A 19,242-nucleotide genomic window follows, 5' to 3' on the forward strand; every position below is an offset into this window, starting at 1 on the left:
GGCGGCTGGACTGCCGAAAAGCAGTTCTGTGCCATCGGATCAGCCAAGTCGAACATCGGGCATTGCGAAAGCGCGGCCGGCATCGCGGGCATCACGAAGGTGCTGCTGCAACTGAAACATGGCCAACTCGCGCCAAGCCTGCATTCGAATACACTGAATCCGAATATCGACTTCGCGGACACGCCATTCATCGTCCAGCAGGAGCTGGCCGACTGGCCGCGTGCAGTGGTCGCGGATGGCGGCGTAGAGCGCGAATTACCGCGCCGTGCGGGCATCTCGTCTTTTGGCGCCGGCGGCTCCAATGCCCATGTAGTGATCGAAGAATACCGCAGCGAGGATGCGCAGGCCGCTATTCTCAACGGCCCGGCCCTGGTCGTTCTTTCCGCGCGCAACGAGGAACGCTTGAAAGAACAGGCGTTGCAACTGCTGGCGGCAACCGAGGCCGATGGGCGGCAGGCGCTTGCGGAGCTTGCGTACACCCTGCAGGTCGGCCGCGAAGCGATGGAGGAACGTTTGGCGTTTGCCACCGACTCGCTGGAAGACCTGCGCGTGAAGCTGCGCGCCTTCATCGAAGGTGGAAACCAGTTCGACGAGGTTTATCGCGGACAGGCCAAACGCAATAAGGAAGCCTATGCGGCGCTGAGCGATGACGAAGAACTGGCCTTGATGATCGACGGTTGGCTGGCCAAAGGCAAGAGCGGCAAAGTGCTCGATCTGTGGGTGAAAGGCCTGTCCGTGGATTGGGAGCGTCTGTACGATAAGGGGCAACTGGCCAGTCGTCGCCCATCCCGTATCAGCTTGCCGACTTATCCCTTCGCCAAACAGCGTTACTGGGTTCCTGCAGGTGCGCCAAAGCAGGCCACCGCCAGTGCGGTACTGCATCCGCTGCTGCACCGGAACACCTCGGACATCTTTGGCCTTCAGTTCAGCACCCGCTTGAGCGGTAATGAATTCTTCCTGAAGGATCATAAGGTCGAAGGCGCCTCGGTATTGCCGGGCGCCGCACAGCTTGAGATGGCGTATCGGGCTGCCTGCGAAGGGTTGCGTATGAACGGTGGCCTGACGCTCAGAAATATCGTCTGGACACGGCCAATTACAGTGGATGAGGCGGGGCTGGAAATTCACATCGCCCTGAATCCAGAGGACGATGGATCGGTCAGTTACGAAATCTTCGACAACGCCGATGCTGTATTCAGCCAAGGCAAGGTGGTGGCCAGCCGTCAGGACGTCAGCGCCCCGGCGCCAAGGCACGATCTGGCGGCGCTGCGCCAGCAGTGCGGTGGAATGCAGGTGGGCGGCAAGGAGTGTTACGCGATCTTCGAACAGGCCGGCCTGCATTATGGCCCATCCTTCCAGGCGCTGAAGGAATTGCTGATCGGCGAGCAGCAGGTCATGGCGCGTATCTCGCTGCCGCCCCTGTCTGCGGAGAGGCTGGCAACCTACGTCCTGCATCCAAGCCTGATCGATGCGGCCTTGCAGGCATCGGTCGGCATGCAGCTGCAGCCGAACAGGGAACAAGCCTTGCGTCTGATGCTGCCGTTTGCCCTCGGCTCGCTGGAAGTATTCGCCCCCTGTGAAGCTGAGATGTGGGCGCTGCTGCGCTTCTCGCCAGGCAGCGGCGCGCGTGACGCGGTGCAGAAGCTGGACATCGACCTATGCTCCGAATCCGGCGCGGTGCTGGCGAGTCTGCGCCAGTTCTCCCTGCGCGCCTTGGCCGGCGATCCCGATCCCGATCCTGCGGAAAAAATGCCGCAGATGGAGATGGCCGCGCCGAGCGGCCGGGCCGAAACCCTGCTCCTCGCTCCCGAATGGAGTGCGCCGGCATCGCACAGCGGTAATGCGCCGGACTTTGCCCGCCATGTGGTGCTTTCATGCGGAGCGGGCGGCGTCGATATTGGCGAACTTCAGCCGCATCTGGCCGCGCGCTTTGTGGCGCAAACTGGCGATTACACTGCGGCGGCCGGCGCCTTGCTGGAGGAGCTGCAGCAGCTCCAGCGCCAACCTGGTCCGCAACTGATCCAGCTGCTGCTGCCGACAGGCGCCGAAGCTCATGCCCTATGCGGCCTGGAAGGCATGCTGCGCTGCGCCCGGCTGGAAAACCCGCGCATGACCTGGCAGACCATCTGTGCGGATGACGCTGGCGAAGCCTTGCCGGCACTGATCGATGGCCGCCGCCGGGGCGTTGCGGAATTGTGCTATACGAACGGCCAGCCGCAAATCCGTACATGGCGGGAGCTGCGCCAACAAGGCAATACGGCCGCTTTCTGGAAGCCGCATGGCGTCTATCTGATTACCGGAGGTGCCGGCGGCCTTGGTCTGATCGTGGCGAGGGACATCGCCAGCCAGGCGCAGCATCCTGTTTTGATACTGACCGGTCGCTCTCCTCAGCAAGCGCCAGTTCAGCAGGCTATGCGCGAGCTGGAAGCGCTGGGCGCTGTCGTTCATTACCGCCAGCTTGACGTGGCGGATGCCGATGCCGTCACTTCGCTGGTGCAGCAGATTCCCGAGGAATTTGAAAGCCTGGACGGCATCATTCACAGCGCCGGCATTGTGCGTGATGCCCTGATCGCCCGTAAAACTCCGGAGCAGCTGCATGAAGTGCTCAGCGCCAAAGTCGTTGGGACGGTCAATCTGGACCTGGCCAGCCGCGACATCCATCTGGATTGCTTCATCTGCTTCTCCTCGCTGGCCGGAGCGCTGGGCAATGTGGGCCAGGCCGACTATGCGGCGGCCAACGCTTTCATGGATGCCTTTGCCCACTCCCGCTCGGTGCTGGTAGCGCAGGGGCAACGCCATGGCCGTACCCTGTCGCTCAACTGGCCCTTGTGGGAGCAGGGCGGCATGCAGGTCGATGCGCGTCAGCGCGAGGCCATGCTGAAGAACTTCGGCATGCAGCCGCTGACGACGGAAGAGGGGCTGCGCGCCTTGCATCAAGCGATGGCGGGCGGCCTTGATCAGGTGCTGGTACTGGCCGGCGACGGCGTCCGGTTGCGAAAAACCGTTTTGGGAATGGCGGATACGGAAGTGATCTCGCCGAACAGCCGCACCGCAGCAATTGCGGCTGCCGATCCGAATTAAAGGAGAGAACTGTGCAAGAACAACTAAAAAAACTGCTGGTCAGCTGGGTTTCCGCGCAAGTGAAGGTCAATGCACACGATATCGACGGCGATACGACCTTGAGCGAATATGGTTTCGACTCCGTGGCGCTGACCGAGCTGGCCAACACCATTGGCCAGCGCCTGAAGATCGAGATCACTCCTTCGGTGTTTTTCGAACATCCCACGCTGGATGGTCTGTCCGGCTATCTGGCGCGCGAATACGCGGTGCAGCTGGCGCCGCAATTCTCGGCTGCTGTGGAGATGGCGGCGCCACCAGCACCACGCGCAGAGTCGCATGACATCGCTCCCGCGCGCCGTCGCGGCGGCTACGCAAAACAAGGCCTGGCTTTCAGCGCGAGTGCGGCGCAGGGCGGTGTTGAACCTGTGGCGATTATCGGCATCAGCGGCCAATTCCCAATGGCGCGCGATGTCCATGAATTCTGGCGCAACCTCTCCGAAGGCAAGGACTGCATCAGCGAGATTCCACCCCAACGTTGGGATGCCAGCAAAACCGATATCAAATGGGGCGGCTTTATCGACGGCGTTGACGAATTCGATCCTAAATTCTTCGGCATCTCGCCCAAGGAGGCGGAGCTGATGGACCCGCAGCAGCGCCTTGGTATGATGCATGTCTGGAAAGCTCTCGAAGATGCCGGCTACACCGGCCACTCGCTGGCGGGCAGCGATACGGCCATTTTCATCGGCACGGGGCCTACCGGTTATGGCAATCTGCTGAACCAGGCCGGGCTGGGCGGCGAAGCATATACATCGACAGGCAGCGTGCCTTCGGTCGGCGCCAATCGCCTGAGCTATATGTTCGATTGGCATGGCCCCAGCGAACCAGTGGAGACCGCGTGCTCCAGCTCTCTGGTGGCGATACGGCGCGGCGTGCTGGCAATCCAAAGCGGCGAATCCGGCATGGCGGTGGTGGGTGGGGTCAATACCATCGTCACACCGGAAGCGCATATCAGTTTCAGCAAGGCGGGCATGCTGTGCAAGGATGGCCGCTGCAAGACCTTCTCGGACCAGGCCAACGGCTATGTGCGCGCGGAAGGCGCCGGCATGCTGGTGCTGAAAAAGCTGTCGGCCGCCGAACGCGACGGCGACCATATTTATGCCGTGGTGCGCGGCACGGCCGAGAATCATGGCGGCCGCGCCAACTCGCTGACCGCGCCAAACTCCCGGGCGCAGGCCGACCTGCTCAAGGCGGCGTATCGCCAGGCGGGGATCGATCCGCGCACGGTCGGCTATATCGAGGCGCACGGCACCGGTACGGCGCTGGGCGATCCGGTGGAAGTGACGGCCTTGAAGTCGGCCTTCAAGGAGCTATATACCGACAACGGCGGCGGCGCAGCCTTGGCCCATTGCGGCCTGGGATCGGTGAAATCCAATATCGGCCATCTTGAACTTGCGGCCGGCGCGGCTGGCGTGATCAAGGTTTTGCTGCAAATGAAGCACGGGACCCTGGCCAAAAGCCTGCATTGCGAAACGCTGAATCCGTATATTGATCTCAGCGGGAGTCCGTTTTATGTGGTGCGGCAAGCGGCGCCGTGGAAGGCCTTGCAAGATGCGGCGGGACGCGATTTGCCGCGCCGCGCCGGCGTAAGCTCTTTCGGTTTTGGCGGCGTGAATGCCCACGTGGTTCTGGAAGAATATATCGCTCCAATGCCGGCCGCGCTGCCTTCTGGACCGGCCATGGTGGTGCTTTCGGCGCGCAATGCCGAACGCCTGCAGGAACAAGTCCAACTGCTGTTGGACGCGCTCCAGCCGGGGCGGATCGACCCGGCCATGCGCCTGGCCGACCTCGCCTACACATTGCAGACCGGGCGCGAGGCGATGGAAGAGCGGCTGGCCCTGGTGGCGGATTCATTGGACGATCTGCGTTCCCGGCTCGCGGCCTACCTGCGCGGCGATATGAATGCCATCTATCGCGGCCAGCACAAACGCGGCAAGGACGCCATCGCTTCCTTTGGCGAGGATGAAGACCTGGCGCAGACCATCGACGCGTGGCTGAAGAAAGGCAAATTCGATAAAGTGCTGGAGCTATGGGTCAAAGGCCTGGCTTTCGACTGGAACACGCTTTACCGGTCTGGCGCCAAGCCACGTCGCGTCAGCCTGCCAGGCTATCCGTTTGCGCGTGAACGTTACTGGGTGCCGGAACAGACGGCGCAGGCCTTGCCGGCCGTCGTGCTGCATCCGCTTTTGCACCGTAATACATCGGACTTCTCGGCGCAGCGTTTCAGCAGCCGATTCTCCGGAAAGGAATTCTTCCTCGCCGATCATGTGGTCAACGGCGCGCAAATTCTTCCCGGCGTGGCACAGCTGGAAATGGCGTGTGGCGCTGCTGCGGCGGCACTGCGCACCGGCGGCGGCCTGGCGCTGCGCCGCATCAACTGGGCGCGACCGGTAAAGGTTGCCGAAGCCGGTCTCGATCTGCATATCGCGCTGCTGCCTCAAAACGATGGCTCGATTGGCTTTGAAATCTATAGCGAAGCGGATGATGCTACGCTGGTCCATAGCCAGGGCGAGGTTCTTCAGCCGGCGGCAGGCGGCGCGCAGCCGCGTCACGATTTGGCGGAAATACGGCAACAATGCGCTAAGGTGCAGCTCAACGCGGCGCAGTGCTATGCGGCGTTTGCTTCGATGGGACTGCAGTATGGCGAGAGCTTCCGTGGCCTGAACCTGCTGCTGGTCGGGCAGGACATCGCGCTGGCGCAAATTCATCTGCCTTCAGCCGCGCCAGCGGCGGGCTTTGTCCTGCATCCGGCATTGCTGGATGCGGCATTGCAGGCTACGCTGGGCCTGCAGGTCTCGGCGGATGGCGGCACGGTCGGCAATGGTCTCTTCCTGCCGTTCGCGCTGGAAGGGCTTGAACTCTGCGCTCCGCTCGTTCCCGTCATGTGGGCGTTTGTGCGCCGCAGCGCTGGCAGCGCGGCCAGCGACGCCGTACAGAAAATCGATATCGATCTTTGCGACGAGGACGGCGTGGTTTGCCTGCGCTTCAAGCAGTTCAGCGTCCGCGCTGCCAGCGCCCCTGTCGCGCGGGCAGTTCCTACGCCGCGCGCAACGGCAGCCCAACCAAGCCAGGCAGCGCCGGATATGCTGCGTGAGCAAAGCGTCCTGCAGTTCAAAAAGCTGATTGGCGCGGCCATCAAGGTTCCTGTTGCCGATATCGACGCCACTGTCAGTTTCGACCAGTACGGTATCGATTCCATCCTGGTGATGGAGCTGACCAGCTCCTTGCGTGAGGTTTTTGGCAACGACAGCAATATCAGCACCACAATCTTCTTTGAGTATCAAAGTATTGAAGAACTGGTCGATCATTTCCTGCGAACCGAGACTGCGGCGCTGATGCGCTGGACGGGGCAGGGCGCCGCTCCAGCGCCCACACTGGCAGCCGCGCAGGACGTGCCGCAAATACAAGCGGACGAGCCGCAGCTTACGGCCAAAATCGCCAATCCGCGCCGCTTCCTGGCCGGCGCCATTTCCGCGCCAGCTCAAACCTCCGCCAATACCGCTCCTTTCGACGTGGCCATTATCGGCCTCTCTGGCCGCTATCCGCAGGCCGACGACGTCAACCAGTTTTGGGAAAACCTGCTGGCCGAGCGGAACTGCATCTCTGAAATTCCGGCGGAACGCTGGGACAGCGCAAAGGTCTACGATGCGCGCCGCAACCAGCCTGGCAAGAGCTATAGCAAATGGGCGGGCCTGCTGAATGACGTGGCCAGCTTCGACCATCTGTTCTTCAACATCACGCCGCGCGAAGCGCAGATGATCAGCCCACAGGAACGCTTGTTCCTGCAAGAGGCCCATGCTTCCATCGAAGACGCTGGCTATACCCCGGCCGGCCTTTGCCCAAGCAAGAAGGTTGGCGTGTTTGTCGGCGTCACCCATGAATACTATGCGACCGGGAGCCGCTTCTGGTCCATCGCCAACCGCGCCTCCTATCTGTTCAACTTCCAGGGTCCAAGCATGGCGGTCGATACCGCCTGTTCCTCTTCGCTGACAGCCGTGCATCTGGCTATCGAAAGCCTGCGTTGCGGCAGCAGCGATGTCGCGCTGGCCGGCGGCGTCAATCTGATTCTGGCGCCTGGCCATATGGCGGACCTGTCCGAACTGACGCTGCTCTCGGGCGGCGACAAGTGCAAGGCCTTCGCCGCCGACGGCGACGGCTTCGTGGATGGCGAGGCGGTAGGTGCGCTCGTGCTCAAGCCTTTGCAACAAGCGATTGCCGACGGCGACCATATTTATGGCGTCATCAAGGGCAGCGCGGTGAATTCGGGCGGAAAAACCAATGGCTTCCTGGTTCCGGGGCCGAATGCGCAAGCGCGGCTGGTACAGGATGCATTGGAACGCGCAGGCGTCGATGCGCGCAGCGTCAGTTATCTGGAGGCGCAAGGCACCGGCAGCAATCTGGGCGATCCTATCGAGATCGCCGGTTTGAGCAAAGCCTTCCGCAACTGGACCGACGACAAGCAATTCTGCGCCATCGGCACGGCCAAATCCAATGTCGGCCATTGCGAGAGCGCCAGCGGCATCGTCGGTATCAGCAAGGTGCTGATGCAAATGAAGCACGCCACTCTGGTTCCCAGCCTGCACGCGGCCGAACTCAATCCGCAGATCGACTTCGCGGCTTCGCCTTTTGTTCTGCAGCAGGCGAAAGCGTCCTGGGCGCGGCCGGTACTGCAGATTGATGGCCAGCAGCGCGAGTATCCGCGCATCGCCGGAGTGTCGTCTTTCGGCGCCGGCGGCAGCAATGCCCATGTGGTGATCGAAGAGTATATTGCCCCGGTTCGGGATGCCGCACCCGCCGGCCCGGCGCTGGTGGTGTTGTCGGCGCGCGATGAGGACGGATTGCAGCGCCAGGCGCGTCGCCTGCTGAACGCCATTGCCCTGGAACGCGGCGATGCTGTACCCGCGCTGGGCGACCTGGCCTTCACGCTGCAGCTCGGCCGGGAGGCAATGGAAGAGCGCCTTGCGCTGATTGCCGATTCCATCGACGATCTTCGCACGAAACTGCAAGCGTTTGCGGACGGCCAGTCAGCACCGGACGGCGTCTATCGCGGCCAGGCGAAGCGTAGCGCCCTCGCGGCGCTGGCGGACGATGAAGACATGAGCCATACCGTGCAGGCCTGGATTACGAAGGGTAAGCACGGCAAGCTGCTCGATCTGTGGGTCAAAGGATTTTCCTTCGACTGGAATTGCTTGTACAACGCGGATGGTGCGCGCAAACCGCGCCGTATCAGCCTGCCGACCTATCCATTTGCCCGTCATCGCTTCTGGACCGATGTGCGCTACCCGGATCAGCCGGAGCTTGCGGCAACCCTGCGCGCAAGCCGGGTGCCTGCGCAGGCGAACGACAGCGCAGCCGCCGCGCCGATCAACGCCGGAACGCAAGGCGAACAAGCCATGCTGGCGGTATGGCGCGCCTTCTTCGGCCGCCCCGCGCTGCAGGCGGAAGACAACTTCTTCGACCTGGGCGGCCATTCCCTGCTGGCGACCCAGCTTGTGACCCAGATCGGCCTTGACCTGGGCCTTGAGCTGCCCGTCAACGCCGTATTCGAGGCGCCGACCGCCGCCGCCCTGCATGCCTGGGTACAGGCGCGCGGCCTGGTCAAAACAGCACCGTTTGTATCGCTGCCGCCGCCGGCCGCGCTGGAGCCTGCCGAGGCAGCGCTGCCCGCACTCGCACCGGCGCGCAGCGTGATCCCGCGCTCCCCGCGCACGGCCGAGATTTCGCTGTCGTTCGCCCAACAACGCCTCTGGTTCCTCGACCAGTTGGGCAGCCACAACCCCTTGTACAACGTCGCTGGCGCGGTGCGTATGAGCGGCAAGCTGGATCAGGCGGCGTTGCGGCATACCCTGAATACGGTGGTGCAGCGCCACGAAGCGCTGAGAACCACCTTCGTCATGGTGGACGGAAAACCCGTGCAGGCGATTGCGCCGCAACTCGATCTGGTGCTGTCGGTGACGGACCTGAGCGGTCTGCCGCCATCGGAGCGCGAAGCACGCGCCCAATGGCTGTTGCAGGACGAAGCCCAGACCCCGTTCAATCTGGCGACCGGCCCGCTGATCCGCAGCGGCCTGCTGCGCCTCAGCGCGGAAGAACACATCTTGTTGGTGACCATTCACCACATCGTGTCCGACGGCTGGTCCATGGGCGTGCTGGTGCGCGAAGTCGGCGCTCTGTATGCCGCCTATGTTCAAGGCACATCGTCGCCTTTGCCGCCGCTGCCTATCCAGTATGCCGATTTCGCTGAATGGCAGCGGCAATGGCTGAGCGGCGCGGTGCTGGATCGCCAACTGGGCTACTGGCGCAAGCGCCTGGCCGATTGTCCTGAACTGCTGAACCTTCCGACCGATCGTCCGCGTCCCGCCGTCGCCACCCATGTCGGCGCCAGCATGCCATTCTCGATTCCCGCCGAATTGGCGGCCAAGCTGCGGAAACTGAGCCGCAGCAAAGACGGCACCATGTTCATGACGCTGTGCGCGGCCTTCAATGTGCTGCTGGCGCGTTATGCAGGCCAGAACGATGTTTGCATCGGCACGCCTATCGCCAACCGCAACCACGCGGGCATTGAAGGCTTGATCGGTTTCTTCGTCAATACTTTGGTGCTGCGCACGCAAGTGGACCCGGAGCAGAGCTTCAATGCGCTGCTGGACCAGGTGCGCCAGCATACGCTGGAAGCGTATGCCCATCAGGACATTCCTTTCGAATACCTGGTCGAGACGCTGCAGCCCAAGCGCCACGCCAGCTATACGCCGCTGTTCCAGGTCATGCTGGTCCTGCATAACACGCCGATGGGTGAGCTGGTCCTGCCAGGGCTGGCCATGACCCAGCTGGAGAGCGAAGGCGTGTCCTCGAAGTTCGATCTGAGCCTGGTGTTGCGCGAAGGCGAGGGCGGCCTGCACGGCTATATCGAGTACGCCACGGACCTTTTCGACGTCGCCACCATCGCGCGTATCGGCGCTCACTTCACGCATCTGCTGCAAGCCATCGCGGCCAATCCCGATAGCGTGGTCGGTGGCCTGCCGCTGCTGGGCGAGGCCGAACGCCAACAGCTGATCCACGGATGGAACGATGGGCCACGGGACAATCCTGCCCATGCAAGCACCATTGCGCAGCTGTTTGAACAGCGCGCGGAACGTCATCCCGAGCGCATTGCGCTGGGCTTTGGCGACAGCAGCATGAGCTACGGAGAGCTGAACCAGCGCGCCAACCAGCTTGCGCATCAGTTGCGCGCCCTTGGTGTCGGGCCGGACGTGCTGGTGGGCGTCTGCGCCGAACGCTCGCTGGAAATGGTGGTGGCTTTGCTCGGGGTGCTGAAGGCGGGCGGCGCTTATCTGCCTCTGGACCCCGCCTATCCGGCCGAGCGCCTGACGCATATGCTGACCGATGCGCAGCCCACCGTGCTGCTGGCCCAGGATCATCTGGGCGGCCGGCTGCCGGCCAGCGGCATCGATGTCGTCAGCCTGAACCTGCAAAAGACTTCTTTGGCGCGCTACTCCTCGCAAAATCCTGGGCAGGCAGCCAGCGCCGAACATCTGGCGTATGTGATCTACACCTCGGGGTCGACCGGAAAGCCGAAAGGCGTGCCAGTCACGCACCGTAACGTGCTGCGCCTGGTGATCGATGCCAGCTATTGCGCGCTGAACGAAAGCGACCGCGTTCTGCAATTTGCGCCGCTTTCCTTCGATGCGGCAACCTTCGAGATATGGGGCGCGCTGCTGAACGGCGCTCGCCTGGAACTATTCCCCGCAGCCTTCGAGTCGCTGGGCCAACTGGCATCCGTGCTGGAACGCTCCACCATCACGACCTTGTGGCTGACCGCGGCAATGTTCAACCAGATGGTCGATCACCACGCGGCCAGCCTGGCGAAGCTGCGCCATGTGCTGGCCGGCGGCGAGGCGCTGTCGATGGCGCATGTGAAGCGCTTCGTGCAGGCCAGCGCGGGGCAGGTGCGCCTGACCAATGGCTATGGCCCAACCGAGAACACGACCTTCAGCTGCTGCCACGACATCAGCGGGGCGGCGCTCCGTCTCGGCTCCATCCCGATTGGCCGCGCCATCTCCGGCACGCAAGCCTATGTGCTCGACAAGAATCTGGAACCGGCGCCGGTTGGCGTGGCGGGCGAATTGTATCTGGCCGGCGACGGCCTGGCGCGCGGCTATCTGAACCGCCCGGACCTGACGGCCGAGAAATTCCTGCCCTGCCCATATGCCGATAAGGCGGGTGCGCGCATGTACCGTTCGGGCGATCTGGTGCGCCGTCTGGCCGATGGCAGCATCGAATTCCTCGGACGTATCGACCACCAGGTCAAGATTCGCGGCTTCCGCATCGAGCTGGGCGAGGTCGAAGCAGCGCTGGCGGAACTGCCTTTCGTGCGCGAAGCGGCCGTACTGGCGCGCGGGGACGATGGCAACGGCAAGCGCCTGGTGGCCTATCTGGTGCCGCATCCAGGCCAGGCGATTCCCGATACGGCGGACTTGCGCGGCATCCTGTTGCGCGCGCTGCCGGAGTATATGGCGCCGCGCCACTTCGTTATATTGGATGCGCTGCCGCTCACGCCAAACGGAAAAATCGATCGCAGCGCCTTGCCTGCGCCGGATATGGCGGGCAACGCGGATGGCTATATTGCGCCGCGCACGCCGAATGAAGAGAAAATGGCGCGCATCTGGGCCGAGGTGCTGCAAGTGGAGAAGGTCGGCATTCACGACAACTTCTTCGATCTCGGTGGCCATTCGTTGCTGGCGACCCAACTGGTGCTCCGCGTGAACGCGGGCTTCGAGGCAGAAGCGACCTTGCACGGCATCTTCGCCGCGCCGACGGTGGCCGAATTGCTGGCGCAGATTCTGCCTGAGGAAGAGACGGCGGTCCAGGAAGTCCCTGAAATCGTTGCCGCCACGGTCAGCCGGGATGCGCCGACCGATGCGGCGCCCGCGCCGGTTGGCGAAAGCTATCCCGTATCGTTCGCCCAACAGCGCCTCTGGCTGGTGGATCAGGTGGGCGGCAGCAGCGCCCTGTATAACATTCCGGTGGCGGTGCGCATGAGCGGCAAGCTCGATCGCGCCGCGCTGCAGACGGCCTTGAACGACATCGTCCAGCGCCATGATGCATTGCGCGTCTGCTTCGACAGCATCGACGGCACGCCCATGCAGCGCATCCTGCCGCAGCTGGATATCGCGCTGGAAGCAGCCGATCTGCGGCCCCTGCCGGCCAAGGAGCGCGAAGCCCGCGCCCACGGCCTGCTGATGGACGAGATCAACCAGCCCTTCAATCTGCAAACCGGTCCGCTGATCCGCGCCCGCCTGGTGCAAAAGGCCGATCAGGACTATCTGCTGCTGGTGACGATGCACCATATCGTGTCGGACGGCTGGTCGATGGGCATTCTGGTGCGCGAGATGGGCATGCTGTACGCGGCACATGCCTATGGCGCACCCGCCTCGCTGCCGCCGCTGCCGATGCGCTATGTCGATTTCTCGCAATGGCAGCGCCAATGGCTCAGCGGCGAAGTGCTGGAACGCCAATTGAATTACTGGAAGCGCCAGCTGGCCGATGGCCCCACCTTGCTCACGCTGCCTACCGACAGGCCACGTCCGGCCACCCAAAGCCATAACGGCGCGGCGCAGTTGTACGCCATCCCGGCCAAGCTGCTGGCGCGCCTGCAGACGCTGAGCCGCCAGACGCAAAGCACGCTGTTCATGACGCTGTCCGCCGCCTTCAATGTGCTGCTGGCCCGCTACGCCAACCAGAGCGATATCTGCATCGGCACGCCTATCGCCAACCGCAATAACGCGGAGATCGAAGGCTTGATCGGCTTCTTCGTCAATACGCTGGTGCTGCGCACCCAGGTCGATCTGAAGCAGGACTTCAACAGCCTGCTCAAACAGGTGCGTGACAACACCCTGGACGCTTACTCGCACCAGGACGTGCCGTTCGAGCAGTTGGTCGAAGCCGTGCAGCCGGAACGCCACGCCAGTTATGCGCCGCTGTTCCAGGTGATGCTGGTCCTGCAGAACGCGCCGATGGGCAAGCTGGAACTGCCCGGTCTGGAGCTGGAACGCATGCCGAACCAGGGCATGACCGCGAAATTCGACCTGACCCTGGCCCTGACCGAAGAGAAGAATGGCCTGAGCGGCTACTTCGAATACGCGACCGACCTGTTCGACGCCGCCACCATCGAACGTATGGGCCAGCACCTGACGCATCTGCTGGAAGCCATTGTCGCCAATCCTGCCTGCCCGCTCGGCCTCCTGCCGATGCTGGCCGACGCGGAACGCCATATGCTGCTGCAGGGATTCAACGACACCGCCACCGTATATCCCGATATTCAGGGCGATACGCAAACCCTGCACCAGCTGTTCGAAGCCCAGGCGGCGCGCACGCCGCATCACCAGGCCGTGGTGTATGAGGGCCGCAGCCTGACTTACGCCGAACTCAATGCCCGCGCCAACCAGTTGGCCCGCCATCTGCGCCAGCTCGGCGTGGGGCCGGATTCCCTGGTCGGCCTCTGCACCGAGCGTTCGCTGGAGATGATCGTCGGCCTGTATGGCATTCACAAGGCCGGCGGCGCCTACGTGCCACTGGAACCGAGCTATCCGCAGGACCGTCTCGCCACCATCGCCGAGGATGCCGCCGTCAAAGCCATCCTCACCCAGCGGCATCTGCTGGAGAATGTGCCATCGGTGCCCGGCATTCCGGTCTTCTGCCTCGACAGCGAAGCCGCGCAACTCGACGCTTACGACAGCTCAAACCCGGAAAACTTTACCCAGCCGAACAACCTGGCCTACGTGATCTACACCTCGGGCTCCACCGGCAAGCCGAAAGGCGTGGGCATCGACCAGCGCGGCATCGTCAACCGCCTGAAATGGATGCAGGCCGAGTATCTGCTGACGCCCGCCGACCGCATCATGCAGAAAACGCCGTTCAGCTTCGACGTCTCGGTCTGGGAATTCTTCTGGCCCCTGATCGAAGGCGCCACCCTGGTGGTCGCCAAGCCGGGCGGCCACCAGGACGTCATGTACCTGGCCTGGCTGATCGATGCGGAACGCATCACCACCATGCACTTCGTGCCGCCCATGCTGGAAGTCTTCCTCAACGAAGCCGCAGGCGATTGCGGCGGCACGCTGCGCCAGGTCATGTGCAGCGGCCAAGCCTTGCCGATGGACCTGCAGCAGCGCTTCTTCTCGCAGTGGCAGCACGTGGAGCTGCATAATCTGTATGGCCCGACCGAGGCCTCGGTGGACGTCACCTACTGGCAGTGCCACGCGCAAAGCCCGCTCTCCTGCGTCCCGATCGGCAAGCCGATCGCCAATATCCAGATTCACATCCTGGACGCGGAATTCAGCCCGGTGCCGGTCGGCGTGGTCGGCAATCTGTATATCGCCGGTGTCGGTCTGGCGCGCGGCTATGTGAACCGGCCCGACCTGACGGCGCAGACCTTCATTCCGAATCCCTTCAGTACGGAGCCGGGTGCGCGCATGTATCTGTCGGGCGATCTGGCCCGCTATCTGCCGGACGGGAATATCGAGTATCTGGGCCGCAGCGACCATCAGGTCAAGATTCGCGGCCTGCGCATCGAACTGGGCGAGATCGAGTCGGCCATCGCGGCGCAGGAAGCGGTGCGCGACACCGTGGTGCTGGCGCGGCCGGACGAACGCGGCATCCCGCGTCTGGTCGCTTATCTGGTGGCGCATGAAGGCCTGGCATTGCCGGATGACGCCGCGCTGCGCGCCGCACTGTTGCAAAGCCTGCCCGACTATATGGTGCCGGATTATTTCGTGCCGCTCGACGCAATGCCGCTCACTTCGAACGGCAAGGTTGACCGCAAGGCGCTGCCGGCGCCGGATATGAGCCGGGAAGAAAGCGTGTACGTGGCGCCGCGCAACCGCCGCGAAGAAGCCATGGCAGCCATCTGGGCCGACATCCTGTCGCTGGAAAAAGTCAGTGTCGAGGATGATTTCTTCGCGCTGGGCGGCCATTCGCTGCTGGCAACCCAGCTGATGTCGCGCATCAAAAAGACCTTCCAGGTCGAACTGCCTTTGCGCGAACTGTTCGACGCACCGACCGTTGCGCTGCTGTGCGCGAAACTGCCCGCCGATGAAGAGGAGGAGGTCTGCGCCGCTGAGGCAGAACCCGCCGTGGCGCAGCCTGCGCTGCCGCTGTCTTTTGCCCAGCAGCGCCTGTGGTTCCTGAACGAGTTCGAACCGGGCGGCGCATCCTACAATCTGCCTTCGGTCATGCGCATCAGCGGCATGCTCGATGCGGCGGCGCTGGAACGGGCGCTGAATGAGATCGTGCGCCGCCACGAAGCGCTGCGCACCAGCTTCCGCATGGAGGGTGGCGCGCCGGTGCAGGTAATCGCTGCGCGACTGCATGTGCCGCTGCCGCTGACGGACCTGAGCACGCTGCCAGCTTCCGAACGGCAGGCGAGGGCGCATTGGCTGACGCAGGATGAAGCCCAGACGCCTTTCAATCTGGAGACCGGCCCCGTGATGCGCAGCAGTCTGCTGCGTCTTGCACCGCAAGAGCATCTGCTGCTGCTGACCATGCACCATATCGCTTCGGATGGCTGGTCATTGGGTGTGCTGATGCGCGAAATGGGCATGCTGTACGCCGCCTTCGCGCAGGGCCAGCCTTCGCCGCTGCCCGAGCTGCCCATCCAGTATGCCGAATTCACCCGCCGCCAGCGCGAGTGGCTGAGCGGCGCGGTACTGGACCGGCAACTCGCCTACTGGACCCGCCAGCTGCATGGCATTCCCGGCATGCTGCAATTGCCGACCGACCGTCCGCGTCCGCCGATGCCAAGCCATCGCGGCGCCGAACTGCCGTTGGCCTTCCCGCCGGAGCTGAGTGCGCGGCTGCGCGCCTTCAGCCTGCAAAAGCAAAGCACGCTGTTCATGGTCCTGTGCTCCGCCTTCAGTGTGCTGCTGGCGCGCTATTCGGGCCAGAACGATATTTGCATCGGCACGCCGATCGCCAACCGCAACCGCGACGATATCGAAGGCTTGATCGGCTGCTTCGTCAATACTCTGGTGCTGCGCACGCAAGTCCAGTTGGGGCAAAGCTTCTCGGCCTTGCTGGAGCGGGTCAAGCAGAATACCCTGGATGCCTATGCCAACCAGGACATCCCGTTCGAGCAGCTGGTCGAACGCCTGCAGCCTGAGCGCAATCCCAGCTATTCCCCCATGTTCCAGGTATTGCTGGTTCTGCAGAATACGCCATCCGGTGCCTTGGAGCTGCCGGGCTTCCGCATCGAACCAGTGCCGCCGGAAAGCGGAACTGCCAAGTTCGACCTCACTTTGAGCCTGGCGGAAGGGAAAAACGGCCTGCATGGCAGCCTGGAATACGCCGCCGAGCTGTTCGACGCTACCACCATTGAACGCATGGGCCGCCATTTCATCCGGCTGCTGCAAGCCATCGTCACCGACCCGGATCGCCCGCTCGGCGATCTGCCGCTGATGCGCGAGGACGAGCTGCACCGCATGCTCCGGCAATGGAACGAGACCGATTTGTCTTCGCTGTCCACGGCCAGCGCCCAGACCATGCATGAGCTGGTGGAGGCCCAGGTTGCGCGCGCGCCGCAGCGCGTGGCCTTGATGCATGAGGGCCACGCCGTCAGCTACGCCGAACTGAATGGACAAGCCAACCGCCTGGCCCATTACCTGCGCAGCCAGGGCGTGGGGCCGGACGAACTGGTGGGCGTTTGCATCAACCGTTCGGCCGATATGGTGGTTTGCCTGCTGGCGGTGCTGAAGGCCGGCGGCGCGTATGTGCCATTGGACCCGGCCTATCCGGCCGAGCGGGTCGCCACCATGCTGGGCGACGCCCAGCCCAAGGTGCTGCTGACGCAGGAAGCGCTGCTTGCGAACCTGCCGGTGCTGGCCGGGGTCACGGTATTCTGTATGGACTCGCAAAAGCCGCAACTGGCTGGCTATAGCGATGAAAATCCCGTCAACCGCACCCTGGGCCAGCATCTCGCCTATGTGATCTATACCTCGGGATCGACGGGGCGGCCGAAGGGCGTGGCAATCCAGCACCGGAACGCGGCGGTCTTCATCCACTGGGCTATCGCGCAATTCGACGCCGCCTGGCTGGACAAAATGCTGGCTTCGACTTCGATCTGCTTCGATCTGTCGATCTTCGAAATCTTTGTTCCGCTCAGCATGGGCGGCTCGGTCTGGGTGGTGCGGAATATCCTGGACTTCGCCGAAAGAACGGCGGAATTGCCCGTCACCCTGGTCAATAGCGTCCCTTCGGCCATGGCGGAAGTCGCCCGCAGCACGACCTTGCCGGCATCGGTCAAGGTGGTGAACCTGGCCGGCGAAGCCCTGCCGAACGCCCTGGCGCAGGCGCTCTACCAGCAGGAAACGGTGCAGCGGGTATTCAATCTGTACGGCCCTTCGGAAGATACGACCTATTCCACCTGCGCCCTGGTGGCGCACGGCGGCGACACGGCCATCAGCATCGGCAAGCCGATCGCCAATACCCAGACCTACATCGTCGATGCCCGCCTCAACCCGGTGCCGCTGGGCGCTGCCGGCGAGTTGTGCATCGCGGGCGATGGCCTGGCGCGCGGCTATCTGCACCAGCCTGGCCTGACGGCGGATAAATTCATCCCCAATCCCTTCGGAAAAACCCGCGGTTCCCGCATGTACCGCACCGGAGATCTGGTGCGCTACCGGGCCGATGGCATGCTTGAATACCTTGGCCGGATCGACCACCAGGTCAAGATCCGCGGCTTCCGCATCGAGCTGGGCGAGGTTGAAGCCGCGCTGCAGGCCCTGGCTGGCGAAGCCGTGGTGCTGGCGCGCGAGGACAACATCGGCGATAAGCGCCTGGTTGCCTATCTGGCGGCGGGCGAGGGCAACACGGTGCCCGATGCCGAATTGCTGCGTGCCGGCTTGCTGCGTACCCTGCCCGAATACATGGTCCCCAGCCATTTCGTGACCCTGGACCGCATGCCGCTCAACCCGAACGGCAAGATCGACCGTAAAGCCTTGCCGGCCCCGGACATGACGCGCGTTTCGGCCGCCTATGTCGAACCGCGCGGCGCCATGGAAAAGGAGTTGGCCGCCATCTGGCACGACGTTCTCAAGGTTGAGAGGGTCGGCGCGACGGACGATTTCTTCGCCCTGGGCGGCCACTCGCTGCTGGCGGTGCACCTGATTTCGGCGATTCGCCGCAAGCTCGATGCGGACATCGCGGTGCGCGACCTGTTCGTCCACCCCAGCCTGCGGGCGCTGGCCGCCTTCCTCGACACGCATAAGCGCGCCGGACGCCACCCCAATCTGGTCCCGATCCGCCCGCACGGCAGCCAGGCGCCGCTCTTCCTGATCCACCCGGTCGGCGGCGAGGTGCAGTATGCCTACGATCTGGCGGGACATCTGGACGCTTCGCTGCCGATCTACGGCCTTGCCGCCAGCGGCTGGGCGCAAGGTGAAACGCCCCATGGCAGCATCGAAGCCATGGCCGGCGCTTATCTGGAAGCGATCCGCCAGGTCCAGCCATCCGGGCCGTATTCCCTGGCGGGATGGTCGCTGGGCGGCATGGTGGCTTACGAAATCGCCCAGCGCCTGAATGCGGCCGGCGAGGGCGTGCGCTTTGTCGGCATGATCGACAGCGGCAGCAGCCCCAATTTGCGCGGCACGATGACGCTGGGCGCCAATGGCGATTTCGACCCAACCTGCGCTTTGCTGCAGTGGGTGCGTGATTTGCACCCGGGCCTGGAGATCAACCAGCATCCTGCCCTCGCGGAGCTGTTGGAATTGGGCCGCCGCAATGAGCTGGACGCCATGATCGCCTTGTGCCAGCGCGAGCAAGTCCTCGACAGCCGCCTGGACGACGACTTCATCCGGCGCACCATCGCCATCTATCAGGCGGGCAGCCAGGCGGCACTGGCCTACGAAGCGCCAGCCCCTGTCGGCACGGTGCATCTGTTCAGCGCCGAGCGGGCGCCCGACATGGACGCCACGCTGGGCTGGCGCAAGCTGCTGGGCAAGCGCCTGCAAAACATCGCCGTCGGCGGCAGCCACGCCAGCATCGTCAAGCCGCCGCATATCGAAAAACTGGGCAAAGCCATCAGCGCCGCCCTGAACAGCGCTGCGCCTGCCGCCAGCATGAATGAAAGCCGGGTCGCATAAA

At 63.6% G+C, this 19,242-nt stretch carries 2 protein-coding genes (1 of these 2 cut by a window edge); both read left to right on the top strand.

Going from position 1 to position 19,242, the window contains the following annotated elements:
* On the top strand, positions 1-3,078 hold the end of the coding sequence (locus tag FHS03_RS19880) for an SDR family NAD(P)-dependent oxidoreductase (RefSeq protein WP_183442678.1). It extends 25,239 nt beyond the left edge of the window; the window shows 3,078 of its 28,317 coding nt (coding positions 25,240-28,317); its start codon lies beyond the left edge, outside the window; its stop codon occupies positions 3,076-3,078.
* Positions 3,079-3,089: 11 nt separating this feature from the next.
* A complete protein-coding gene (locus tag FHS03_RS19885; protein ID WP_183442679.1) occupies positions 3,090-19,241 on the top strand; it encodes a non-ribosomal peptide synthetase in 16,152 nt (5,383 codons plus the stop codon).
* The last annotated feature ends 1 nt before the right edge of the window (position 19,242 follow it).

The organism is Pseudoduganella violacea (genome assembly GCF_014191875.1).
GTDB classification, from domain to species: Bacteria; Pseudomonadota; Gammaproteobacteria; order Burkholderiales; family Burkholderiaceae_D; genus Rugamonas; species Rugamonas violacea_A.